Origin of the sequence: Pantoea sp. QMID4, assembly GCF_030270445.1 — a bacterium.
GTDB classification, from domain to species: domain Bacteria; phylum Pseudomonadota; class Gammaproteobacteria; order Enterobacterales; family Enterobacteriaceae; genus Pantoea; species Pantoea vagans.
The window spans coordinates 21,774-42,890 of the sequence record NZ_BSXL01000013.1 but is presented as its reverse complement, the minus strand read 5'-3'; the positions used below and the strand labels follow the sequence as shown (position 1 = coordinate 42,890).

Below are 21,117 nucleotides of genomic sequence, written 5' to 3'. Positions count from 1 at the left end.
GTGTGTACGTTCTGTCATTGAAAACTCCGTTCATTCATAAATCCGTGCCGGCGCAGGGTGATGCTGGTCAGTACGCCGCAGCCGAAGCCACCGGCAAGGGAGAACAGGAACAGCAGCGGATAAAGCTGCAGACCGCTGAGCACCAGCGCGTCAGAACCGTAAGTCATGCCATCCATATGGCCGGCAATTTCACAGGCGAGCCAGGCATACAGGGCGGCGGCGGCCAGCAGTGAGGCGCAGACAAGCAGCAGCGCAGTCTCCAGTCGGGAGAGCGTTAACGTTTTTTCAGTCATGGGTATTCCGTCGGCGGCACAGCCGCCCGTATTACTGCGGGGTCAGTGAGGCACTGCTCGGGACCGGACCCAGCGTGTCCGGCGGAAGGTTATCGATATCGGCTTCGATCATCTGCGCCAGTCGCTGGCTCATGGTTCCCATGTCCGTCTCACCCTGAAACAGCGGGTAGGCCACGTTGGTGTTCACGTTGACCATAAAGGTGGTCGGCGTGGCGATGGGCAGCCCGTTGCCGAAGAACGTCAGGATCTCACCGGCAATCGGCTCATTCGGTCCCGCCTTACGCGGGATAAGCGCAATGGGAAAGGCTGCATCGCCGTAGCCATCAAGCGTATAGGGGTACACCTTTATCCCTTCCGAATCAGCCCAGGACTTCAGCAGCGGGTCAAACTTAGCGCTGTACTGACAGCCGCGTTGCATAAAAACCACCACCGCATAATCGTTCAGGTTCACCTGCCGTCCGTCGGTCAGGGTCATCATTCTGAGCGGCTTTGCAGGTGCCGCACGCACCGGGCGCGTCCCGGGCAGTCCGAAATCCGGCAGCTGTGCACCGCGCTGCCCCTTCGCCTGCTCAAGCGCAGCAATGTCCGAGGCCACCGACGCCTGTGCGAATACCGGCAGCGTTAGCAGTACCGTCAGCAGCACATTAAGCCTCATGATGGCCTCCCCGGCCGCCGCGCGACCTTCGCCAAGCAATCAGCTCCGCAATGAGGCCCAGCACAACCAGAATCAGACAGGCGACTGAGGTACTGGTAAGCACGTCGTACGTGAAGCTGACGGACCACGCCAGCAGCTGGCGCAGGCAGTTAAAAATGATGCCCGCCATAAACAGCGTAATGATGAGGGGAAGTCTGTTCATACGTTTTCTCCATTTGCCCGGCGGCGGAAATGTCTCACGGACAGGCCTGATATGACGGAAAGCACCACGCCGGCTTTATAGAGGGACAGCAGCGTGTCATTAGTCTGCGCCGCCCATGCCTCGCGGCTCACCGCCGCTTTTACGCACATGGCTGCCGGGGGTGCAGGCCTGATATCACTGCTGACCGGTGCGGCCTTATGCCGTGATGTATCAGGAACCGACGGCCAGGTCTCCACGGGCATGACCTGCGATACACAGCCCCACACCTGTCCCGCTGGGGCGTCACGCACCAGCGCTTCGGCCTCCTTCAATAGCCACTGTCCGGCGCCTCCCGGACTATGTGCACTGAGCAGGAAAAGCAGAAAAAACAGCAGCGCCGGATGGATCACCAGCGTCTGCAGCAGGAGGTTTTGTATCCGGCGCGCAGCGCGCAGCCGCCCGTGCCAGACAGGAGAGAGTGTCAGCATAATCAGATCCTCAGAAGTTAGGCTTAAAGCCGGTGGCCACATTGAGAAAGCGCTTCGCCAGGTCGTCCTGCGTCATAAAGCCGTAAGCGAGCGGCCGGAACCTTTTTGACTTCGGGTCAACCAGGAACAGCGCCGGATAGTGGCTGATCCCCATGCGCGCGCTCTGACCGCCGTCCGGCCGGCTGTCGGGCACCTGCGGCGACACAGTGCCATCCACGCTGACCGGTATCAGGGAGATGTGGCGCAGGCGGGCAAAGTCCGCCACCACGCCGGCCATCTGTGCATCAATCGGGTCACCGCCGCGGTAGAAGTAGAACAGCCCGTACTGGCCGGCAAGCTGGCTGATGGCCTGCGTCTGCTCCTGCTGGTCCCGCGCCTGCTGCAGTGGCGCGGTGCTGTTGTAGTGCGGATGGTCAAGGTTGTAGTCAAGGTCCGGATGGTCAAGCTGCGCCACGGCAAAGGACTGACTGAACATCGAGGCCCGGTCGGTCCAGAACTTCTGCCAGCGCAGGAACGTGGCTGTATGCTCTGCGGACGGATGGAGGATGGCGTTGTTCAATGCCTCCTTTGTGTACTCCTTAAGTACGTCCGCCTGCTCTGACGGTGACAGCCTGCTGAAGTCCGGTACCTGCGGCGCAGGTTGTGGTTTTGGCGCGGGCGGGTCCGCCTTTTTCTTCGGCTCGTTGTACCAGTGCCAGCCGGTAAACGGGTCGGCTGGAGTCACTACAGCGTCAGCAGCAGGCACATCGTCAGCCTCCGCCTGTCCGGCACACACAACCATCATCATGGTGATCAGCAGTCGCTTCATTATTTACCTCCTGTCTGCGCATTGACCTGCGCAGCTATGCGGTCTTTTGCCTGCTTAATCATCGTCGCTGAGTCAGGGATTTTCTGGTTAGCCATCAGGTCGCTATAGAAGTCCTGGAAGTTGATCAGATCAAAGTTGATGGCCTGCAGTTCAGGCACAGTGATGCCGCGACAATTGGGAGAGTCACCACTGCCAAAACTGACGTGCAACTGATCGCGGCGGCCCTGCTCCTGAATGATGCGGGCAAGTTTGCCGCCGAACACGCAGTAAGCCTGCTTCTTCTGTACGCACACCCCGAGCACAGCCTTATTGCAGGCTTCACCGACCAGAACGGTGACCTTTTTAGCTTTCGCCTTGCCGATAGCCATTTCGTCACTGTTGCAGTTGGCCAGCCCCGAGCTGTTTCCCCAGCCGGTATCAACGCAGCAGTTTGAAAAGCCAGCCATTGCTTTACGGCAATAGAGCGCCTGCCCCGTAAACGCTTTTATGTTGATCTGATCGCCGTTCTTCACGTCATCACCGGCAGAGGCAAGACCAGCAAGCTTGGCCACGGCAGTATCGAAGCCGTTGTCACCGGCACCGTCCGTACCGTCACAGTCGCCGCTCTGACAGAGGTACTGACCGCCGCACAGCAGGCCCTGAGAGCTGAAAGTGGTCTGGCACTGATATGTATCCTGTTCATGCGTGCACGTACCGCCTTCAGCTTCAGTACATCCTCGGCCAGCTAAAGTGCAGTTTCGGTCAGACATGAGCTGAGCGCAGTTACCGGTGGAATTAACCGGCACGATGTAACTGTCCTGGTACTGCCAGCAGCCCTGTGTCTGGGTATAGGTCTGACCGTCAGAATCAACTGAACGTGTACCACCCGGATCGGTACAAACGGTGCCGGTGCTGGCGGTGGCCTGGGATTTATCAAAGCTGCAGCTTTCAGACCAGGTCGTATCAGCCTTTTTATCTGACACGGTTACGTTATAAGTCACGTCGAGATGGAACAGGGTCGTGCCATTATTGATGTATTTCACTAACGTATCGTAGGGTGTATTACCACGGGAGGAATTCATGGTAACAATCGCTGTATAGGTCTGGCCTGCGTTGACCTGAACTCCGGCAATATTGATACCTACAGCACCCTTACCGTACTCAAGCGTGACATTGTTATTGAGCAGCGCCACGTAATAATAAAATCTAGGTGAAGTGACATAAGTAGGTGCCGGCGTATAAACAAGCTGCGTGGTACCGCTAACAAGCGTGGCCGTTTCCGGGAATGTAATATCTACCAGTACCTGTTTGTCCACACGGCGTGCGTTTTTGAGCAGCATATTCATCGTCCTGGTTTCCGTGTGACTGGAGCCTGTGAGGATTATGCTGCCGGTGCGGGCACAGGTCTGAACCTGAGCCACGTCCCTGTCACATGTGAAGTTCTCAAATACTGACTTTGACACTACTTTCGCAGTGCACTGGCTGTTAGTACCGTCCACGATAGAGCCGCTGTTGGCTTCTGCATTCTTGCCGTTCTGGATAAAGTCAGCATTGGGATCGATGGTCACAGGCGGGTTCTTCGTTGAAGAATCCGTAACGGCCTGCCCAGCTTCATTACTTCCGATCTGTGTCTGCCCTTTATCCTTGATCCCACCATCACCGCCCTGCACGCCGCCGTAGTAGCCCCCCTGCGGAGGACTGGCCGTATAGCCTGGAATGACCGATGCAGGGTCTGTCCCCTTTGCCGCAGCAGTGCCCTGCCCCTTGTTTGATCCGGCATACCCCGCACCTGCGTTATAAGCGTCGCTCGTCGCATCTGCGAATGCGCCGGACGCTATCAGACATAAAGAAAGCAGCACGGCACACTTCATTTCGCTCCCTCCGCATCCTGCAGCAGCTGCCCGGCAGTGCTGCCACAATCTCCGCGCTGATTAACCTCTTCGAGTGCCTGCTTAACCGGCAGGCTGCCATAGATAACGTCAAACCGACTGCCGCAGGTGACGACCAGCGCCGGCACGGCCCTGATGTTGTACTTTTCGTACAGGGTCGGGTCGATTTGCACCCCGGCCTGCTTATCTTTTTTGGACAGTTCGAACATCGTCTCAGCGGTCTGGCGAAAGTCGTTGTTCAGCAGGCCGCGCAGCGTGGCCGGTATGCCGAAGCGGCGTGCATCCGCAAGCATCGGCAGCAGGCCCTCTGCTGGGATACCCAGACTCACGAAGTAAACAGCGCGCGGCGCGGGTCGTGCGGCGCTGTTCTGATCCGCCTGTGTTGCGGCGATTTCATTCTGCAGCTGCGAAACCCGTCCCTGCTGCGTATCCGGCAATGTGATATTCATGCCCTTCAGCTGGCTTTTGAACAGTTCCAGGTCGCGTTGCTGTTGTTTCATGTACGCCATATCATTGCCTGACACGACAGGCTGCTCTGCAGCATTCGCCATTTCTGCGCAAAGAAGCGCGGCGCCCGCAAGCAGCGCCGTAATCAGAGGTTGTTTCATGGTGAGTCCTTACAGATAAACGCAGTTACGCTTTCGCCACATGAGGTAGCCGAAATTCTTTTTCGTCGCCGGTGAGTTGTGAACAGAGCCCCAGAGCTGGGTTGTGGTACCGAACGGGTGGCAATTATTGGGTTCGGGATACATATTCACCATCTGGTAACGCCAGCGTGATTTCGGGATGATCGGGGACGGATATTCATAACAGACAGCAACATCCGCCCCGATAGTCTCCATCACCAGCCCCTCCCGGTGTAGCTTGAAGGCCATGCGTTCGCTGACCAGCAGTGAGGCTTCCAGTGGTGAAAATTCGTTACTGGTAAAGCCCGTAAACGGATACATCGACCCCTGAGCGCCGGCGCACCAGAACAGTGGGTCCAGTGGTACGCCAGCCGTTGAAGCAATGGAATCTGCAGCACATGCCCCCTGCGCCAGCAGGTTATTAAACAGCGCGACTTCCGGGTTAAGGATCATGGCCAGTGTGCTGTCGTTCCACAGCGGGTCAACTTCTGACAGGTAAGCGATGTCCATATCACCGGTCTGCATACACCCTTCACTGGTGATGATGTTGAGCCAGTAAATCAGTGGGTATTTGTACCAGTGCACGTGATAGAAGCTGCCGGGAGTGGGAGAGTCACTCTGCCCGCCGCGTCCGGCACCGGTGCGGCCGAGGTTAATCTTAAAGCCGCCCATATTCACCATGACCCCGGGTTCCCGCGTCACATCAGTCAGCGCCAGCGGCTCCCAGAAACCGATGGCCAGGCCCAGCCGGTAGAAAATCCCGTACGGGCACATCTGAATGGGTGAGGCTGGGTTCGGGGTATCCGGGTGCGCGCCTGAAGCCAGCTGGACACTGCCAAGCGACATCGGAAACAGACATTTCCAGCAGACGTCACTGATGGGATTTACCCAGCGTCCATCGCCGGCGTTGCTGGTCGCTGCCATAACAGGCTTCGCCATGACGCCTGCTGTAAGCAGGCACATTATGAGAAGGAAGTGTTTCATTAATCTTTGACCTGCGATTTGTTACGGAGCCAGACGCACACCGGACCGTCCTCTGTGTCGTGTATGCTGCCAACAAACCATCCCTCGCCCCCGGGCCCGGACGGCTGCCACTGGCTGCAATTACCTGTTTTCCAGAATTCCTTCATCATCCAGCCAGGTGTGTCGTTTTCCATCCAGATGAAGGCGGCCGCCAGATTATGTGCGGAAAGCCAGGCCTCAAACTCGCCGGGCTGCGGATATTCATTGCCGTCAGCGGGCACAAAAAATTCAGGATGCGTCCAGCCGCCCCAGCGATCGCGCACGACCGGCTGAGCCGATATTTCAGCAGGGTGTGTCATAGGATGAGATTCCGTAATGATGGCAGCGGAACTGCCGGGGTCAGACGTTAATCAGGCCTGCCTGCGGGGGGCAGACTGAGGCGTACCGCAGCGGCGCGAGGAACGAACAGTCTGGGCACTGCGGGCAGAAAAGGCATTCAGGTGACCATAGGGCCGGGAGAGTCAGGCAGTAAGATGCGAAAACCCCAGCCGCTGTCGTCATCGTAGTGGCCATCGTCTGTCATACCCTCATCCAACTGGTCTGCAATGCAGCACAGCCAGGTTGAAAAAATCTCCACCGGCATGTGCCGGGTGACCTGCAGAATGACGTCCACGCGCGCCTGACTCTCAGACATCAGGGTGCGACCGAATGCCCGTTGCCAAACGCTAGCTTTAATACTGTCCCCGCAGCCGTCTGTGAAAAAAGACGGACCGTTTTCAGTAACCCGTGAAACTGTTTGCCATAAAAAACCCGGCTGCAGGGGGCGTGCCGCATCCTCTTTACAGCCGCAGGTTAAGTTAGCAATACCGTTCTGCGAGATCTCATCTGCTGCATAGCGCAGCGCGGCAGGGACTTCGGAGCTTACCGCAACCTGCGGGCCGGCCCACATCAGGCTTACTTGCGTTAGTGGCCATGCGTGGCGGAACCATCTGTCGCTCACGTCCATTCTGATCAGCATGGCGGCATGCTCCCGATCTGCGCTTTCCTGTTCATGCAGGCGGGTCCGCTCGTATCTTTCGACTTCCTCTTCCCGCAGGCGAAGCGCCGCCTGATATTTGCTGAGACGGCGATAAGTCAGCCCGACCACGACTAAGGCCCCAACCAGTATGACGAAAATAAATATACCGTAGTACGTCATGTCCCTGTCCTCAGTTCGTTGCTGCTGTTACCCCCGGTATGACCTTCACGCCTGACAACGTACCAGCCAGCTGCCTCGGCTCCCCGCTGACAGCAATCTGTCCAGCTGCCGGTATAGTCATCATTTTCGGCATCCCGCAGCATTGCCTCTGCAGCTTCGTCGCTCTGGCGCGGATTCAGGTGGCGGGAACGCGCTTTTACGAGCGCGATACCCACTCGGGCCCGGACAGTGTCAGGCAGCGAAACCTTTGCCCGTGAATCAGCACGCAGGGTAAATCCTTCAGCCTCCAGCGCGCCTTCAAACGCTGCCAGCATGAATTGCCAGTAATGGCTGTTCACCTCAGCAGCTGCCAGGTCAGCCATCTTTCGGCTGCCAAACGGTGCCGGAGATGATGAGACAAAAGCCTCGCGCATCGTGTCCGGCCTCTCAGGATTCATTCTCCTTCCTAAACGGAAAAGGACGATGGCCATCGCCATGAGGACAAAGAAACTACCCACAGCCGGCAGGCCTGATGTAAACGCGCTGATGCTTTCCGGTGCCAGTGAAATTTCGGCACGGCAGGCAGCTGGAACAGGATCAGCCAATATCGGTTGCATGACCGGCTCAGGGTGCAACTGAGCAGGTGCGGCCTCGGATGAAGATGCAGATTGCTGCCAGTCATTCACCAGTCTATGCACAAGATTAAATGGTGTATTGTCACTCACTTCAGTGCCACCTCCTCTACCTTGAGCATTTTGTCCGAGCGCGTAATGCGCACCGGCGTGTGCTCAAAGCCGAATTTAGTTGTTAACGTGCCGTACTGATCGAAGTACACCGGCTCATCCAGCGCTATGCTGCTGTCGTGCACGTTTCCTTTCACAAGGATGACCTTGAAATTCTGCTGCCCCGCGAGCTGCTGCTTCAGCCACGCCATCTGCTGCGGATTATCACCGTCCACGAAGTACAGCGTCTCGCTGAAGGCAATTTTATCCAACGGATTAACCCTGTCGCCTGCCCGGGCGATGACGTTGCCGCGCATGTCGCGGATGGTTTCCCGCACCGTAAATGTCGGGTCATACAGGAACGCGCGATCCGATTTCGCCGGCGTCAGCCCGGCCACCGGTGCCGGACGAACAGCATGGGCTTTCACCCGGGCTTCAGCCTCACGTTGCAGGCGGTCCATCTCGCCGCTGTCCTTCATACCCTGCAGGCGCTGTCCGATAAACGTCAACAGGTCCGACTCGGCGATCGGGAACAGGTGGCCGATGGTACCGAGTTCTTTCGCCTGCACTGGCTGAGCAACCACTGCAGCAAGCAGAACAACCGCTGTGGCGAGTTGCCTCATGGCACCCCCTGCATCTGCCGGGCAATATCGGCCTGAATGACCGGGGTAATATCGATGACGCCGGCGACCACCGCGCCCTTCACCAGGATGACGCCGCCGTGCGCGGCCTGCCAGTCAGACAGGCTGGCGTCCAGCGCAGCACCAAAGCGCTTTGTCAGCGTCTCCAGCGCCCCCTTTTCCACCGGCTGCTGCGCCGTCTGCTGCTGGAAGGTGTCGATGGTGCCTTTCATATCAAACACCACGTAATCGGGCTGTACTGCCTTAGTAACCAGCGTACTGACACCGGCGCTGAGCGCGATGACCAGCACGCCGAGCGTTGCCAGACGTACGCAGCGGCTGCGCATCAGCCGCGCACCCACTGTCTCGCGAGTGCCGTCACTCATCCCTGCATTATCCGCGGTTTCTGTCGCCACCTGCTGAGGCGGCTGTCTTTCTTCCTGCATCGTTTAATCCTCTTTTAAGCAATGGTCAGGCCCGCCCAGCGCTCCAGCTCCTGCATCTCGGCCTGGTACATGTCCGGCTCGCAGGCCAGCAGGTAGGCAGCCTCTTCGCTGGTTGCCCCACGTTTCTGCGCTTCGGTCATGTACTGATAGTCTTCCCCACGGGTGCTGAACATGGCGCGCGTCACCGGGTCAACAAAGACGCGGTGGAACGAGCTGTTTTCACCTGTTGAGATCATTACCGAGCTGAAGCCGGTATCGCGTGCGGGTTGGAAGCCGCGTATAACCTGCGTTTCAACTTCGCTGAACTGATCCGGGTTGGAGTTAAGGTAGGTTTTGAATGCTTTTGCATCCTGCAGCAGAGTCACTTTGGTGCCCGAACAGTCCCATGCCGCAGCCGCAGCTGGCGGTGCCGCCTGGTCTTTGGTGCCGGTAAAGTCCTTAATGCCCTGCGTGATGGTGATGAACGCTCCGCGGTGGCGGCGCACCGTACGGTAGCCAGTTTCGATAAAGCGGGCTGCGTGCGGGTTAGAGCCACTGAACAGGCGCCAGGCCTCATCAATAATGGCGACCTTCTTCAGGCTGCGCGGCGAGTGGTACATCTTTTCCTGAATCGCCAGAATCAGCGAGTACAGGATAGCGGAGAGCAGGTGCGGCTGGTTCTCCAGGCTCAGCAGCTCCAGTACGGCAAAGCGCGTGTCGCCGTCGAGCGTCGGCTTGTCCGAGTTGAAGTAGTCGCCGTTAGCTCCCCACGTGCACCAGCGGTCCAGCAGCAGCACCAGCTCGTTGATGCGGTTCATGATGGTCGGCTGTTGGCCATATTCCTCTTTCACCGCCGCCGACTTCATGTACAGCACTACGTCATCAATACGTGCTGTGTTTTGCTTCGCCTCATAAGCCGCCACCACACCTTTAAGCAGGATGGTTTCGCTGACCTTATCCAGCGGTTCGTTAGGACTGGCCAGCACGGTCAGTAAGCCCTGAATGCCCTCAGCGGATTCTTTAATGTCCCGCACGTTGGCGAACGGGTTAAAGCGCAGCGTCGCACCATCCAGGTAAGCGCCGCCCGCCTGCCGGCAGAAGTTCTTATAGCTGCCCCCCATATCGATAACCCAGCCGAAGCCGCCGGCGTTCAGCACCTGTCGAAGGATTTCCTGTATGAAAAAGCTCTTGCCCGCCCCGGTAGTGCCGGTCACCGCGATGTTAAAGTTGGTGGCCCCGTTGCTTTCGCTGAACATGTCAAAAAAGGCCAGCGCGTTGCGATAGGTCGGCAGTGGGCTGCCCGATGCCGCCATCTGCCGCTCTGCCACGACCGGCATGAGGTTGACAGCGTTGAAGCTCTTGCATCGCAGGGTGGCATTCATCTGCTTCATGTCGTCCCACAGACCTCCCTGCATCACGAACGGCAGCGAGGTCAGCCAGTTGCGCAGCTGCTGGTAGCGAGGGGCGGACATTTCCAGGTCATTTTTGCGGAACACGTTGATGGCGGAGAGTTCACAGCGCTGCTGTTCGCTGTCACTGTCGGGGGTAAACAATGTCAGGTTAAGGTTAAAGCTGCACATTGCGATTTCATTGCTGGCAAGCCCCATGCGCAGATCACGCCACTCCTCATAGGTGCGCTGCGTATTGGGGAACAGCTTGCCGTAGGAGGAGTTCGCTTTCTTGCCCATGTCCTGTTCTTTGCGGAACGCCTCGTTCTGACTGCTTACCTGATCCTCTACACAAATGGTCCAGCTCAGCAGAAACGGGCAGGGAATGCCCAGGTCAGGAAAACGCATATTCTGCAGGTTGTCAGCTGCCTGCCAGAGTGCGAACTGCTTCGGTACCTTCGTCAGCTGCATATTGACGATGCGCGTGCTGACCACTGCACTGTCGCTGCTGTCACTAACCGCACGGTCGCCTTGCTGGCGGGCTGTCTTCAGCTTCAGGTGATCCGGATGAACCTCCATTTCGGTACTGGTATCCACGCACTGGCGGTGCAGCTCCTGCTCAGGGTTCCAGTGCTCGCTGCCGGCACTGACCTGCCCCGGTCGGTAGTTCAGCTGCTCGCGGATCACGGACAAAAACTCCGTCGGTCCCACGCGGCGCGTGTCCATATGTGCGGCCAGCATCGAGACGCGGAGCGTTTCGCGCACCTGCGCCACCGCGTCCATTGACTTGATGCCGCCAGTGCCGGGGTGTGCGTACACCAGAAATACGCGGTAGTTACGCAGATAGAGCGGATATTCGCGCTCGTTGGCCAGCCCCTTCAGCGCCGAGCGCTCCCAGAAGGCTTTTGTAATGGCGTTCAGGCGCGGCGCCATATCGCCCTTCCACATGTCACGGCTCAGCCCGTTCTTCAGCATGTCGCCCACGCACTTGCTGGCCACCATCAGCACCGTGACCGGCGTTTTACGGGGCAGCTTTTTGCGCAGCAGGTCATCGAGCGCCTGAACCACCTGCTGATTCGCGCCAGCAAGAGGCGCTACTTCCATAATGAAGCCGACCGAGCGACTGTTTATGAACAGCTCAGACTTCTCGTCAAACTCGCGCCACGGCAGCAGGCTGGTCAGCGACGGATAGCTGAAGCTCTCCTGCAGCCTCTGGCGTGCCATTCTGGCACCGCCCTCATCGCGGCTGCTGCTGAAGATCCCGCTGAGGTGATCGATAACGTTACTGATCATGCCGACCTCCGGCGCGCTCTGTTTTCAGCGCGGCCTTTATCAGGGTATGAAAGAGTGCCGATTTACCGGCACCGGGCGTACTGTGCGCAAAAACGTGTCCATGAGGGGGTGCATCCGTGAACACCAGTCCGGGCCTGACCCGGTGTTGCAGTGCAGCCGCAGACGATGCGTGCTCCCGCCATTCACGGCCGCTGCTGAATGAAAAACGCTTTTTCATTACTCCCCCTCGCTGATTACGCGAAAGTCTTCGTCCCAGCGGGACTTCTCTTTCACGAATTCCACCACGGCAGGCTGATGAAAGCTGTCCTGCTCATCCACCCAGGGCGCAATCCACAGGCGCTGCGTCGCGTCCGGGATGCGCCGGGCGTCCACCTGACCCGGTCCGCTGTAGTCGCCCGGGACCACAGGACCGGTGGCACTGTTACGGACCGGCACCGTGGATGCCCGCAGGCTATCTGCGGTAGCGCCCTGCCCTTTAACCGGACGCGCGGCAGTCGTTGCCACGCTTAACGGGCGGTAAGGACTGACGGCTGGCTTCACGTTGCCAGGCGTCGCCAGCGCCTCAGCGGCAGGCTTTGGGCCGGCCTCCTTAGCTGCCGTCAGGTCATCAAGGCTCTGATGCTTCGATGCAAGCCTGCTGGCATCGGACATCGACAGGCACTGGTCGGTCGCGGTCTTGTTACAGTCAAAATCAGAGTTCATGCCGGCACAGCCGGTCAGCGCAGCGCATAGCAGTGCGCACGCAAAGAGTTTCTGCATGGTGGAGTCCTCAGTGGCGGCCAGGCCGCAATAAGTCAGGGAGATAAAAGATGCGAGCTAATCGGGTGGTGCGGGTTGCCCTGGTGAAGGCACTAAAAGAGTTGGTTCAGCTGGTATGTTTACCTTTCATAAAGGTGTTAACCATCTGCCAGTCCTTAAATTCATCTTCGCTCATGACGCGATCGCGGCAGGCTGCGGGTATGTTTTTTACCGGCGCTTTTGTTTGCGTCCAGATATCAGCATGTAGCATGCCGGGTGAAACCTGACGAATGACGTCAGCAATGTATGTCGCAAGCTGCTCAATCGTGATGTCTGTGAATGCGGGTATGTATCCGAAATTCTCTGCCAGCGGGCTTATTGCCGCATCCGGAACCGGTCGGGTATTAAACTTTTCAAGCCGGAACAGCATATTGCCGCTGAATTGCCGCCCGTCTTTAATCCGGATCAACAGCGAGTCCGGAACAGGAGTGGTTTCATCGTGGACCATTCTTAGCCTCGTTAAAAATCAGGTTTTGTTTAGAAAGGTGTGCATGGAGCCGCAGGGTGCCCTGGTGAAGGCGGAAGTATTGTATGTAGTGTTGTGCGATAGCAGTCCCGGCCGGCAGCATAGGCTCAGGGCTGTCTTCTTATTAAAGGTGGACTGTCAGCGGGATACGTGGAAGCTGATTTACCGGGTTTCCACACGCTGCTGGCTGACGGCCAGCAGACGCTGATCCACCCATCCATCTGCCCTGCAGGTCGCTACTGCCGAAACCGTGTGTTCCGGAGTCCAGTTAAGTACGGCAGCATTATTTTCATGCACACTTTTTATATCGCCAAGTTCACAGTCGGGCAGCAGTACTTTGCCGTGACGTACGGCCGCAATCACAATCTTCGCAGACTGGCCATTTGTAAAGGTTGCCGGAACTAACCACTGAAAACTGACGTCAGACTGCTCAGTAACAGGTGGTGTGTTTTCACTGTTTTCCTCGCGGAGCCTGTTGTTAATCCATTCACGATCACTGGATGACAGGTCATGCTGGCTCAGTAACCAGATCAGGCCTGCCGTGCCCAGCCAGCCTGGTCCGCTGGCTTCCTTTTCCCTGATGATGGTCTGAAGCTGAGGTGAAGGTTGCGGCCCGCTGCGGTTTTGCAAAGACTGAGGTGCTGAAGGGGAAAGTTTTGCTCCGGGTGACCGGCTGTCAGTTCTGCCTGTTGCTGTACTGCTTCCGGCTGCGGGCCTGAAGCTCTTATAAACTGGTGTATTGCCTGCGAAGGAGCTCCGGTAAGCCGGGCTGCGAGCGGCATAACCTGCTGATGATTTAAACGATGATCGGGAGGAGGAACTGCCCGCCATAACCGGCAAGGACTGCAAAAAGCAAAGCGCAATAAGCGCGCCTTTCAGAAGATATTTCATTTTTCCTCCCAGCTGGCCTGCCCGTTCACGGTGATGATGCTTCGATCCTGCGCGAGAGACTGAATGCGTAATATCTGCCTCGGACTTAGTGAAGCAGAATCATCATATGGCGCCTTGCTGCTGTCACAGTCTCCGGTACAGCGAAGCCGCCACAGCAGTGCGCTGGCCTCATCATGCTGCTCACTGTAAAGACGGCTCAGACTGGCTGGCGCCTGTGTGTCATCTGCAAGCCACGCCCGGGCAAAAAAAGCGGCCGCGCGGACACTATCTCTTTGCACCCACTTACCGCGTTCCAGTACATGAGCCGCGGTTGCAAGTATCTCTGCTGATGCGCGGTCACCCGATGAATGATCGGCAACGGTAATGAGCTCTGCAGCAAATGCTGGCATCCGGGATCTTAGTTCGGCCGGTGGCTCATCCCGCATAAACAGATCGGTTAAAGCCGCATAAGAGTGCTGGTCTAACGCTTTGCGATAGAGCGAAAACGAGAGGTTGCGGTAGTCAGTTTTAAGTTTTCCAGAACAGGATGGTAAAACCTGTTTTTCCGGACAGGCCTTTTCGCCTTCAGCATTCAGTTGCTGCCAGGCCTGCCACGGATCAGGATTCTGCAGGGCTTTGGTCCGTGTGGCGTCGAACTCTGCTTTTTGATTGTCACAGGCCGACAGCAGGATGACTGATAGCAGCATAATCATCTTTTTAACTTTATCTGTTACCACTACTCTTCTCCTGATGATGTGTGGGCTGACAGGAATACCGGAGAGCAGGCTGAATATGGTCATGCGCAGTCCTCTCATCTGTTTAAATCTTCAGGCCCGGGACTATCAGAAGCCAGACGCTGACGAACCGACTCGATTTCGGTCAGCATTGCGGCCAGATGGCAGCTGCTCGCCTGTGCCTGCCAGGCGCGCCGGTAACGAAGCCGCAGCGCACAGAGCCGGATATGCTGCTCACGCTGTCTGTGTTTAGTCATCTTCACTTACCCCTTCTTCAGGCTGACGTTCAGTGAAGGCAAAATCACGCCGGGCGGGTTTAAACACGGCCCCGGTCTCTTTTTTAAGCCAGAGCTCGAGCACGGGTATCTCAATAAAACCGGCCTCTTTAACTCCCTGCTGCAGTTCGCGCCAGGCATGAAGGTCAAGAGGCGTGTACGCCTCAAGCCTGATGGCCAGCAGGTCCTGCCAGTTCAGCGGCTCCCGCAGGCGTCTTATAACCGCTGTTACAGCAATGAATACGGGTATAACCAGTGCCCGGCCCGCCCACACTGAGTCTGCCGAGTATTCACGCCAGAGCAAAGCAAACGCCAGACCGGCAAGCATGCAGGTCGCCAGCGTGCCGCCATACGGCAGATGGCGCCCCTTCCGGCAGGCCACCAGGTATCGTATCTGCGCCAGTTTCCGGCGACGCGTCTTCCGGGCTGTTAGCATCATGCGACTGACTCCTTTTCAGACTCTGAGGTCAAGCAGGGTGAAGAGCAGCGTAAAAAAGTACGCGATACCGGTAGTTAAGCCTGCAAAGAATAAGATGTTTTTTGGGCTGGGGACTGGCATCGCCCAGAACCATACCCCCCCGACAAGATAAAATGCCGCCAGTATCAGCCAGCACGCTGCCATCACCCGGAAGGTCACGCTCGCTAAATGCCTGAACACGTACGCCAGCAGAATAATAACGGGAGACGTGAACAGGGCCAGCCGCCAGACCTGCCAGCCCGGAAAACCCGGGAAGCCGGGCAGCCCCTCACGCATTGTCAGAGCGGATACGGTCAGGTTCGCCGCCAGCGTGACTGCAATCAGAATCACAAAAAGGTGATCTCTACTGTCCGGATGAAGCCAACGTTTAATCAGCGCCTTCATGCTGCCACCGTCCCGTGAGTTGATGTCCTGCGGAACTGGATGTTCTGAGACCGGACCTTTTTGAGATCAAGTTCAACCAGTCTTCCCATAAGGTTCAGGAGAAGCATTGCACGCTTTGCGCCCTGCGGCTCATGCCAGATAGCTTGCATGTTTTCAAACGTGCCATTTGTTATCAGAACTGTATCGCCATGCTCAGGGGCCTGCATGTCCGCCTGCGCGGCCGAATCAGCTCCGCGCTTCATGCGCTCCATTTCCGCATCACCCAAGATTGCTATGCGATTGCCAAAGCTGACTATGGTTGAGACTCCGCGCGTTGCTTTAATCGTCGTTGTATGAATTTCTTCAGGATCGAATCGTGCAAACAGATAGCCAGGAAAAAGTGGCTGGGGTTTAACCGGTTTAACACTTCCCCCGGCAACAAGCTGACAGGTGAAAAGCGGAAGGTAACATTCCACCCCCTGGTTGAGCAGATGGGCTTCGGCGCGTTTTTCCTGATTAAATAACGACTTGAGTACATACCACTGTTTCATCTGTCATCTCCTTAATTAATAGTGTCGCCGAGGCGCAGCTGGCTGGCCTGACGCAGAACTTCGTCAGGGTTCAGAACAGGCGCATTGCCGTTACTGCTGCTGACTGCCGGGATAACCGCGGAGGCCTGTTGCACGGCGGCCTGTGGGGCCTCCTGCTTCGCCTTTTCAGCTTCGGCGTCCTCAATCGTTTCCAGACGGAAGCCCTGCTGGAAGACCACCGTCACGGCGTTACCGGCGCCGATATCAATGACCGGGTGATACTGCTCGGCGCGCTTAATCCAGTACTGGCTCAGCGTGTCAGCTGCCTTGCTGGCACCGCCACCGAGGCCCTGCTTAAAGATGTCGCCGGCACCAACAGAGGCGCTGCCACCGAGTCCGACCGTAGGCGTGGCGGCAGACTGTATGCCCTCACCGAAGCCGGACAGCAGGCCGGCGGCACCGGCATTGGCCACAATGGCGCCATTACGCATAACCGGTTTGCCGCGGATGCCCACCTTCCCCTGGAAGGAGACGTGCCCGTCGAACGGCATGTCGATGTGCTTACCGTTCTTCAGAATGCAGCTGATGTTTTTAGTACGCACCTCGCCGCGCTCGCTGGAGATATCACCGTACATCTCACCCGTCACGCGGCACTGGTCCATGTTCCAGGTCTTCCCGTTGGGCATGGAGACATCGCCGAGCAGAGTGATGACCACCGGTGAGGTATTCTGTTGACCAGTCACGCTGGCGTTGGCGTCAGCGCCCTCAATCATGACCGCCTCAGAAAAGGAGCCGGAGGGTATCCAGGGAAGCTTTGTTTTTTTCTCAGTAAGCGCAGCGTAGGTGAAGGTATCGCGGCTCAGACCGCCCGGACGCACCGTGCCAGCGCCGGGATAGAAGGCCTGACCCTGCGACGGATAAAATTTCCCGCCCTGTCCGGCGGCCGGTCCGCTACCGGGATTGTTGATGCTCCACTGTGCCGGACCAGACTGCCCGGTGGAGACCGGTGCATTAACGGGAGTAGTGCCTGCCGCCGGCGAGGTGGCTGCAGGGCCATTTGCCGGCCGGCCCGCCTGCTGCGTCTGCAGTTGACTAATTGCGTCTGCCATCGTGTTCAGCTTCTTCTGCAGCTCTTCATTCTGGCTTTTCAGCGTGCCGGTAAGCATTCCGAGGTCGCGCTCAAGGCCGGCGGTCTTGTTCTGCTGCTGCTGCAGCGCGGAGGTGGCCACCCCTTCGGTAAAGGACGTGTTCACCAGGCTGCCGGTCAGGTTCGGTGCCGCTTTCGGCGCGGGCCGGTTCAGCTCGGCCTGATGGTGTGAGTACGCCCAGATGCCCCCGCCGGTGGCCAGCATGACCGCGGCGGCCACGCCGGCAATCACCCACTGGCGGCGGCGCGTGGCGGTATTGATGTTGCTCATGCCCCGCCCTCCGCGTCAGTCGAGAAAATCACCCACACGAAGCCTTCACCGTTAGCGTAAAGCGTGCGGGTTGAGAGCATCACTGCGCGCACCCCCTTCTGCCAGAACTGCTTTTCGCTCAGTTGCCGCGTAACGTAGCCGGTGTTTTTCATGCGATAGCGCATAACCCGCAGGTGAGAGCCGACAAGCTGACGCTCCGGGGTCAGCAGCACGCCCGCAGGCGGGTTGTACGCAGGACCGCGCGAGGCCTTCACCTCGGTGTAATTCTCCGGCACCTCGCCGCTGACTATGCTGCGCGCAACGCTGACCAGCGTTTTCTGGAAGGGCTGACTCTCCTCCCATACCTTCGCTTCCGGGTTGGGCTTAAGTGGCTCATCCGCCGGTATCAGGTGCAGCGTGCGGCCATTACCGGGTTTGGGTGACACGTCGATCGAAACGCCTACGCCGCCAGCCGTTTCCAGGAAGATGGTGAAGTCCTGACCCGTCTGTGGGGTAATTAGCAGCGCGCCGTCGGCGGTGTTGCTTTTGAGGTAGGCATTCTCCGGACCGGTGATGCCGGTAATCAGCTCGCCGTCGATAATGATCTTGTTAGGACTGGTATTACTCATCTGCGCCTTAAGGTGCGCATTATTCTCAAACGGGGTCCCGGCCGGGCCGGGTACGGCGGCCTGCACGGCGGCAGGCGCCAGCGCCAGCACGCCGGCAACGGCAAGGGCGGAAAGGGTCTTTTTCATCGGTTCAGTCCTGTTGCGGGCGGCGTTCAGGTTGAGTCCAGGGCACCTCTGGGAAGGCCGTCAGGCGGATAAGGCCGTCCACGTAGTGCACGCTGAGCCGGTAGGCTTTACTGGCATCCGGAAGCGAAATATTCAGGTTACCGTTGGTGGTGCTCGCGCTCAGCGTGCCCTGTACAGTGATGTCACCGGTGGTGGAGTCGGTGATTTCGTCATCGATGCGGAACACGGAAGAGACGCCGTTGTTTTTGATGTACTCAGCTTCGGCGGCGAGCTGCTTTTTCATGTCGTCACGGTACTCAGCGGGAACGAAGCGCAGCAGGGCAGCGTGCTGGCTGTCCACGGTTTCAGGTGTGACGGAAAGGCGGAGATTGACGAAAGAGCGCACCAGCATGCCGTTTAAGGCCGCGTCTCCGGAGGCGGAATCAGAGATGAACGGGCGGTCAAACATCATCGGGGTGGTTAGGGTCTTCTGCTTTTTTGCAAAGTGCCACGCCAGCGCGCCGGTGACGACGTTGCTGACGGCGAGAATAAACACGAGCAGCGAAAGTGCGCACAGGGCCAGAATGATTACCCGGTTGCGCCCCTCCCGGACCTGATACTTCATAGCGTTATCCTTTTAATAAGCGCCATCCGAAGATGGCGCGCGGGTTACTGCATCCAGTGCCGGTTGCCCGAGTCGGGCACGCGGCGGAACTGCAGCCGGAGCAGCGCGGTCGGCAGATACCAGTAAAGAAGGTTCATGAGCCACCAGGTGCCCTGCCCCTTCTTCAGGTGACGGACTAACAGCCAGAGCGTGCCTGCCACAATCAGCATTACAATGAACATGTCGCAGAGCAGACCGATGCCCGCGCACGCAAGGATGAGCACGGCCTCCTCTGTGGGGAGTCCGCCAAGGCGTTTCTGCTGATTGAGGGTTTCCGGGAACTGGTACTTAAGCGATTCCCCGTCCATGCGGGATTAACCGGCCAGGGCGAAGAAGGTGCGGGTGATAACGATGAGGAAAGCGAGACCGCCGACGAACAGCATCGGGTTGCGCGTTTTGATGTATCCGCCAATCGAGATGATGATTTCGCCGATGTAAAACCCCCATTCAACAGTACTGCCATGACCGAACGTGTCTTTGGCATCCTGCTTCTGAGCGGCCAGCAGATCAGTAGCTCCTGCAAGATGTGGCAACGCAAAGCACAGCATTGCGAGGGCTACCAGGGTTACATTTGCGCGATGCTGATAACCTTTTTTACAGGCAGTACGGACAAAACCTTTCACCATTTTTTTAGTAGATAAATATTTACCAGAGATGGGTTTCTGGCAGACATCAGACAATGCTACCGCCACGCTATCCGTTTTAACGGAAGCGAAAGTCGAAGTTTGCATCATTTAATCCTTAATCAGAATTAGGTTATAAAAAACGACTCACCATTTTTAAAATGGCGAGCAGTGTCATGCACCAGTAATATCTGATGCAGTCTGAAAAAACATTTTTAAGCGAAAATGATTTTCGGTTTCAGAATGGGCTATGTATATCCACCTCCTTATATGCAGTAAGTTTACAGCAGCGTTTCATATAAAGATTTAAATGAGAGGCATGGGCGGCGAAAAGACTCAAAAACTACTCACAATCAGTTGCAGATTCGAATCTCCGACCGGTGGCGGCTAGGTCGGAAAATGATCTGAGTGAGTCTTCAAGTCTGATTTTTGCCTCTCGTGTTTTACTTCTTCCTGAACGCTTCGATGATTCCACTAGGAGCTGGTTAGTCTCCTCTGACAGGTGGACTAAAACTGAACCTCCCCTGATGGATTTTGCATTGGCCATAAGGCGTCTCTTATGTGGCTAAAGATTTGTAAATTCAGCAACTTAGCTACTCAAGCTTACTTCTAATCGCTTCGTTTACTGATTGAAAATCTTAACTAAACAACTCAAAAGCAACTCAGTACTGATGTGTTTTCGTAAAGAATTATGCATGTATTGAAAACTATTTCGAGTTGTTTTTGAGTATTTTCCTATATAGAAACTGAGTTTATTGAAAAAACCCTTTATAAACAGAACCTTACCGAATCAAAAAACCCTTCAAAAGATACTCATTCGTGTATCATCTTTTGTTTAACCCAAATTCTTGAGTCATGGCGTTAGCTGAATAAAACGTAACCGATGGGCGGGAGTAGACTTTGGACACATCTAATAAAAATCTCAAAAGGGTACTAGAAATTTTTGAGAGAAAAGGAATAGATAAGAGGAAACAGGCATCAACAATGGCTGATATCCTCGGCATTAAATATCAGAGCGCAAAACAAAAACTTGATGGTAAAAGAGGGGTTTTTTATAGCGAGCTAAAATTGGTTTATGATTATTTCCACGAGTCACTTGAAGAAGCAAAACCATATAACGGGATATTCATTGTTAATGATATGCATGTAAGATGCAATATTATTGTCAGTGATGAAAAAGTTGAAATAAAAGAGCCGGGCATTAACTATGCACATTTTCATAAAAATTATTATGTAGTAAACCCAACGGGTGTGAAATTCAATAAAGACATGAAACGGGTATTAAGAATGGATTTTTTACCTGCGCCGAAACTGGCAATACTAGATAATGATAAAGAATTACTCGAATTATTAAAATCAGTATCTAACAGGTACGGTATAGATGCGTCGGTTTACGAGACCGCACAAGAAATGATGCAGGCTGTCGACAGGGAAGATTATGATGGATATGTTATTGACTGGTTACTGGACTACGACGAAAACTCTGAGGCAGTCATCAAGAAGATCCGCTCTAAAAGCGAGACAGTGCCGATAATCCTGCTTACAGGACAATTGAATCAGCATGAGCGAGAGATAGGAGAAACCATCATGGAATACGGAGTTGAACTGGTTGAAAAGCCAACTCGTGTTTTTATACTTTCCTCAATACTGCTGGCAAACCTCTTCTTTTAAATGGTAC

General features: G+C 56.3%; 29 protein-coding genes. 1 reads left to right on the top strand and 28 read right to left on the bottom strand.

The window, feature by feature from the left end; translation table 11 throughout:
• Positions 1-14: 14 nt before the first annotated feature.
• The 28 genes from QSK07_RS22075 to QSK07_RS21940 form a co-directional block, all read right to left on the bottom strand.
• On the bottom strand, positions 15-293 hold the full coding sequence (locus QSK07_RS22075) for a hypothetical protein (RefSeq protein ID WP_285723123.1): 279 nt from the start codon (positions 291-293) through the stop codon (positions 15-17).
• A 31-nt stretch (positions 294-324) separates the two neighbouring features.
• Entirely contained in the window at positions 325-948 is a 624-nt protein-coding gene (gene trbB, locus QSK07_RS22070) for an F-type conjugal transfer protein TrbB (RefSeq protein WP_285723124.1), read from the bottom strand.
• Positions 938-1,150 carry a hypothetical protein gene (locus QSK07_RS22065; protein ID WP_285723126.1) on the bottom strand — a complete coding sequence of 71 codons (213 nt, stop codon included), beginning with the start codon at positions 1,148-1,150 and terminating at the stop codon, positions 938-940. The genes trbB and QSK07_RS22065 overlap by 11 nt, the downstream gene beginning before the upstream one ends.
• Positions 1,147-1,617 carry a hypothetical protein gene (locus QSK07_RS22060; protein ID WP_285723128.1) on the bottom strand — a complete coding sequence of 157 codons (471 nt, stop codon included), beginning with the start codon at positions 1,615-1,617 and terminating at the stop codon, positions 1,147-1,149. Before QSK07_RS22060 ends, QSK07_RS22065 begins: the two co-directional genes overlap by 4 nt.
• 10 nt (positions 1,618-1,627) lie before the next feature.
• Positions 1,628-2,425 (bottom strand): type-F conjugative transfer system pilin assembly protein TraF, encoded by a 798-nt coding sequence (gene traF, locus QSK07_RS22055; RefSeq protein WP_285723130.1) that lies wholly within the window; start codon positions 2,423-2,425, stop codon positions 1,628-1,630.
• Entirely contained in the window at positions 2,425-4,275 is a 1,851-nt protein-coding gene (gene traN / locus QSK07_RS22050) for a type-F conjugative transfer system mating-pair stabilization protein TraN (protein WP_285723132.1), read from the bottom strand. Before traN ends, traF begins: the two co-directional genes overlap by 1 nt.
• On the bottom strand, positions 4,272-4,901 hold the full coding sequence (gene trbC / locus QSK07_RS22045; RefSeq protein WP_285723134.1) for a type-F conjugative transfer system pilin assembly protein TrbC: 630 nt from the start codon (positions 4,899-4,901) through the stop codon (positions 4,272-4,274). Before trbC ends, traN begins: the two co-directional genes overlap by 4 nt.
• 9 nt (positions 4,902-4,910) lie before the next feature.
• The gene (traU, locus tag QSK07_RS22040; protein ID WP_285723136.1) at positions 4,911-5,903 is read right to left on the bottom strand and encodes a conjugal transfer pilus assembly protein TraU; all 993 of its coding nucleotides are present in this window, start codon (positions 5,901-5,903) and stop codon (positions 4,911-4,913) included.
• Entirely contained in the window at positions 5,903-6,241 is a 339-nt protein-coding gene (locus tag QSK07_RS22035; RefSeq protein ID WP_285723139.1) for a hypothetical protein, read from the bottom strand. The genes traU and QSK07_RS22035 overlap by 1 nt, the downstream gene beginning before the upstream one ends.
• A gap of 137 nt (positions 6,242-6,378) precedes the next feature.
• The gene (locus tag QSK07_RS22030) at positions 6,379-7,080 is read right to left on the bottom strand and encodes a hypothetical protein (protein ID WP_285723141.1); all 702 of its coding nucleotides are present in this window, start codon (positions 7,078-7,080) and stop codon (positions 6,379-6,381) included.
• Positions 7,077-7,784, bottom strand: coding sequence for a hypothetical protein (locus QSK07_RS22025; RefSeq protein ID WP_285723143.1), 708 nt, complete (start codon positions 7,782-7,784; stop codon positions 7,077-7,079). The genes QSK07_RS22030 and QSK07_RS22025 overlap by 4 nt, the downstream gene beginning before the upstream one ends.
• Positions 7,781-8,404 carry a type-F conjugative transfer system protein TraW gene (gene traW / locus QSK07_RS22020; RefSeq protein WP_285723145.1) on the bottom strand — a complete coding sequence of 208 codons (624 nt, stop codon included), beginning with the start codon at positions 8,402-8,404 and terminating at the stop codon, positions 7,781-7,783. Before traW ends, QSK07_RS22025 begins: the two co-directional genes overlap by 4 nt.
• Positions 8,401-8,847 carry a type-F conjugative transfer system protein TrbI gene (gene trbI, locus QSK07_RS22015; protein WP_285723147.1) on the bottom strand — a complete coding sequence of 149 codons (447 nt, stop codon included), beginning with the start codon at positions 8,845-8,847 and terminating at the stop codon, positions 8,401-8,403. The genes traW and trbI overlap by 4 nt, the downstream gene beginning before the upstream one ends.
• A gap of 14 nt (positions 8,848-8,861) precedes the next feature.
• Positions 8,862-11,507 (bottom strand): type IV secretion system protein TraC, encoded by a 2,646-nt coding sequence (gene traC / locus QSK07_RS22010; RefSeq protein ID WP_285723148.1) that lies wholly within the window; start codon positions 11,505-11,507, stop codon positions 8,862-8,864.
• A gap of 216 nt (positions 11,508-11,723) precedes the next feature.
• Positions 11,724-12,266, bottom strand: coding sequence for a type IV conjugative transfer system lipoprotein TraV (gene traV, locus QSK07_RS22005; protein WP_285723149.1), 543 nt, complete (start codon positions 12,264-12,266; stop codon positions 11,724-11,726).
• 106 nt (positions 12,267-12,372) lie between these two features.
• Positions 12,373-12,753: a hypothetical protein gene (locus QSK07_RS22000; protein ID WP_285723150.1), complete on the bottom strand. Its 381-nt coding sequence runs from the start codon at positions 12,751-12,753 to the stop codon at positions 12,373-12,375.
• 180 nt (positions 12,754-12,933) lie between these two features.
• A complete protein-coding gene (locus tag QSK07_RS21995) occupies positions 12,934-13,401 on the bottom strand; it encodes a hypothetical protein (protein ID WP_285723151.1) in 468 nt (155 codons plus the stop codon).
• A 257-nt stretch (positions 13,402-13,658) separates the two neighbouring features.
• Positions 13,659-14,441, bottom strand: a complete 783-nt coding sequence (locus QSK07_RS21990) for a hypothetical protein (protein ID WP_285723153.1) — start codon at positions 14,439-14,441, stop codon at positions 13,659-13,661.
• Positions 14,442-14,452: 11 nt separating this feature from the next.
• A complete protein-coding gene (locus QSK07_RS21985) occupies positions 14,453-14,632 on the bottom strand; it encodes a hypothetical protein (protein WP_033774290.1) in 180 nt (59 codons plus the stop codon).
• Positions 14,625-15,089, bottom strand: a complete 465-nt coding sequence (locus QSK07_RS21980; RefSeq protein ID WP_285723154.1) for a hypothetical protein — start codon at positions 15,087-15,089, stop codon at positions 14,625-14,627. The genes QSK07_RS21985 and QSK07_RS21980 overlap by 8 nt, the downstream gene beginning before the upstream one ends.
• A 15-nt stretch (positions 15,090-15,104) precedes the next feature.
• Positions 15,105-15,512, bottom strand: coding sequence for a hypothetical protein (locus tag QSK07_RS21975; protein ID WP_285723155.1), 408 nt, complete (start codon positions 15,510-15,512; stop codon positions 15,105-15,107).
• Positions 15,509-16,042 carry a transcription/translation regulatory transformer protein RfaH gene (gene rfaH, locus QSK07_RS21970; protein ID WP_285723156.1) on the bottom strand — a complete coding sequence of 178 codons (534 nt, stop codon included), beginning with the start codon at positions 16,040-16,042 and terminating at the stop codon, positions 15,509-15,511. The genes QSK07_RS21975 and rfaH overlap by 4 nt, the downstream gene beginning before the upstream one ends.
• Before the next feature lie 11 nt (positions 16,043-16,053).
• The gene (traB, locus tag QSK07_RS21965; protein WP_285723157.1) at positions 16,054-17,439 is read right to left on the bottom strand and encodes an F-type conjugal transfer pilus assembly protein TraB; all 1,386 of its coding nucleotides are present in this window, start codon (positions 17,437-17,439) and stop codon (positions 16,054-16,056) included.
• On the bottom strand, positions 17,436-18,173 hold the full coding sequence (gene traK / locus QSK07_RS21960; protein WP_285723159.1) for an F-type conjugal transfer protein TraK: 738 nt from the start codon (positions 18,171-18,173) through the stop codon (positions 17,436-17,438). Before traK ends, traB begins: the two co-directional genes overlap by 4 nt.
• A 4-nt stretch (positions 18,174-18,177) precedes the next feature.
• Entirely contained in the window at positions 18,178-18,777 is a 600-nt protein-coding gene (locus tag QSK07_RS21955) for a TraE/TraK family type IV conjugative transfer system protein (protein WP_167432490.1), read from the bottom strand.
• A 44-nt stretch (positions 18,778-18,821) separates the two neighbouring features.
• A complete protein-coding gene (gene traL / locus QSK07_RS21950) occupies positions 18,822-19,124 on the bottom strand; it encodes a type IV conjugative transfer system protein TraL (protein ID WP_167423853.1) in 303 nt (100 codons plus the stop codon).
• Between the two features lie 6 nt (positions 19,125-19,130).
• Complete coding sequence (locus tag QSK07_RS21945) at positions 19,131-19,550, bottom strand: type IV conjugative transfer system pilin TraA (RefSeq protein ID WP_235765175.1); 420 nt, start codon at positions 19,548-19,550, stop codon at positions 19,131-19,133.
• 232 nt (positions 19,551-19,782) lie between these two features.
• Positions 19,783-19,986 carry a TraY domain-containing protein gene (locus QSK07_RS21940; protein WP_072006694.1) on the bottom strand — a complete coding sequence of 68 codons (204 nt, stop codon included), beginning with the start codon at positions 19,984-19,986 and terminating at the stop codon, positions 19,783-19,785.
• Between the two features lie 353 nt (positions 19,987-20,339).
• Here QSK07_RS21940 and QSK07_RS21935 point away from each other — a divergent pair, with 353 nt between their 5' ends.
• Positions 20,340-21,110, top strand: coding sequence for a response regulator (locus QSK07_RS21935; protein ID WP_285723169.1), 771 nt, complete (start codon positions 20,340-20,342; stop codon positions 21,108-21,110).
• Positions 21,111-21,117 lie beyond the last annotated feature (7 nt).

Excerpts from the sequence above, each read along its gene's own strand:
- QSK07_RS22075 (WP_285723123.1), bottom strand. The coding sequence starts at position 293 with ATGACTGAAAAAACGTTAACGCTCTCCCGACTGGAGACTGCGCTGCTG.
- trbB (WP_285723124.1), bottom strand. The coding sequence starts at position 948 with ATGAGGCTTAATGTGCTGCTGACGGTACTGCTAACGCTGCCGGTATTC.
- QSK07_RS22065 (WP_285723126.1), bottom strand. The coding sequence starts at position 1,150 with ATGAACAGACTTCCCCTCATCATTACGCTGTTTATGGCGGGCATCATT.
- QSK07_RS22060 (WP_285723128.1), bottom strand. The coding sequence starts at position 1,617 with ATGCTGACACTCTCTCCTGTCTGGCACGGGCGGCTGCGCGCTGCGCGC.
- traF (WP_285723130.1), bottom strand. The coding sequence starts at position 2,425 with ATGAAGCGACTGCTGATCACCATGATGATGGTTGTGTGTGCCGGACAG.
- traN (WP_285723132.1), bottom strand. The coding sequence starts at position 4,275 with ATGAAGTGTGCCGTGCTGCTTTCTTTATGTCTGATAGCGTCCGGCGCA.
- trbC (WP_285723134.1), bottom strand. The coding sequence starts at position 4,901 with ATGAAACAACCTCTGATTACGGCGCTGCTTGCGGGCGCCGCGCTTCTT.
- traU (WP_285723136.1), bottom strand. The coding sequence starts at position 5,903 with ATGAAACACTTCCTTCTCATAATGTGCCTGCTTACAGCAGGCGTCATG.
- QSK07_RS22035 (WP_285723139.1), bottom strand. The coding sequence starts at position 6,241 with ATGACACACCCTGCTGAAATATCGGCTCAGCCGGTCGTGCGCGATCGC.
- QSK07_RS22030 (WP_285723141.1), bottom strand. The coding sequence starts at position 7,080 with ATGACGTACTACGGTATATTTATTTTCGTCATACTGGTTGGGGCCTTA.
- traW (WP_285723145.1), bottom strand. The coding sequence starts at position 8,404 with ATGAGGCAACTCGCCACAGCGGTTGTTCTGCTTGCTGCAGTGGTTGCT.
- trbI (WP_285723147.1), bottom strand. The coding sequence starts at position 8,847 with ATGCAGGAAGAAAGACAGCCGCCTCAGCAGGTGGCGACAGAAACCGCG.
- traC (WP_285723148.1), bottom strand. The coding sequence starts at position 11,507 with ATGATCAGTAACGTTATCGATCACCTCAGCGGGATCTTCAGCAGCAGC.
- traV (WP_285723149.1), bottom strand. The coding sequence starts at position 12,266 with ATGCAGAAACTCTTTGCGTGCGCACTGCTATGCGCTGCGCTGACCGGC.
- QSK07_RS22000 (WP_285723150.1), bottom strand. The coding sequence starts at position 12,753 with ATGGTCCACGATGAAACCACTCCTGTTCCGGACTCGCTGTTGATCCGG.
- QSK07_RS21990 (WP_285723153.1), bottom strand. The coding sequence starts at position 14,441 with ATGACCATATTCAGCCTGCTCTCCGGTATTCCTGTCAGCCCACACATC.
- QSK07_RS21985 (WP_033774290.1), bottom strand. The coding sequence starts at position 14,632 with ATGACTAAACACAGACAGCGTGAGCAGCATATCCGGCTCTGTGCGCTG.
- QSK07_RS21980 (WP_285723154.1), bottom strand. The coding sequence starts at position 15,089 with ATGATGCTAACAGCCCGGAAGACGCGTCGCCGGAAACTGGCGCAGATA.
- QSK07_RS21975 (WP_285723155.1), bottom strand. The coding sequence starts at position 15,512 with ATGAAGGCGCTGATTAAACGTTGGCTTCATCCGGACAGTAGAGATCAC.
- rfaH (WP_285723156.1), bottom strand. The coding sequence starts at position 16,042 with ATGAAACAGTGGTATGTACTCAAGTCGTTATTTAATCAGGAAAAACGC.
- traB (WP_285723157.1), bottom strand. The coding sequence starts at position 17,439 with ATGAGCAACATCAATACCGCCACGCGCCGCCGCCAGTGGGTGATTGCC.
- traK (WP_285723159.1), bottom strand. The coding sequence starts at position 18,173 with ATGAAAAAGACCCTTTCCGCCCTTGCCGTTGCCGGCGTGCTGGCGCTG.
- QSK07_RS21955 (WP_167432490.1), bottom strand. The coding sequence starts at position 18,777 with ATGAAGTATCAGGTCCGGGAGGGGCGCAACCGGGTAATCATTCTGGCC.
- traL (WP_167423853.1), bottom strand. The coding sequence starts at position 19,124 with ATGGACGGGGAATCGCTTAAGTACCAGTTCCCGGAAACCCTCAATCAG.
- QSK07_RS21945 (WP_235765175.1), bottom strand. The coding sequence starts at position 19,550 with ATGATGCAAACTTCGACTTTCGCTTCCGTTAAAACGGATAGCGTGGCG.
- QSK07_RS21940 (WP_072006694.1), bottom strand. The coding sequence starts at position 19,986 with ATGGCCAATGCAAAATCCATCAGGGGAGGTTCAGTTTTAGTCCACCTG.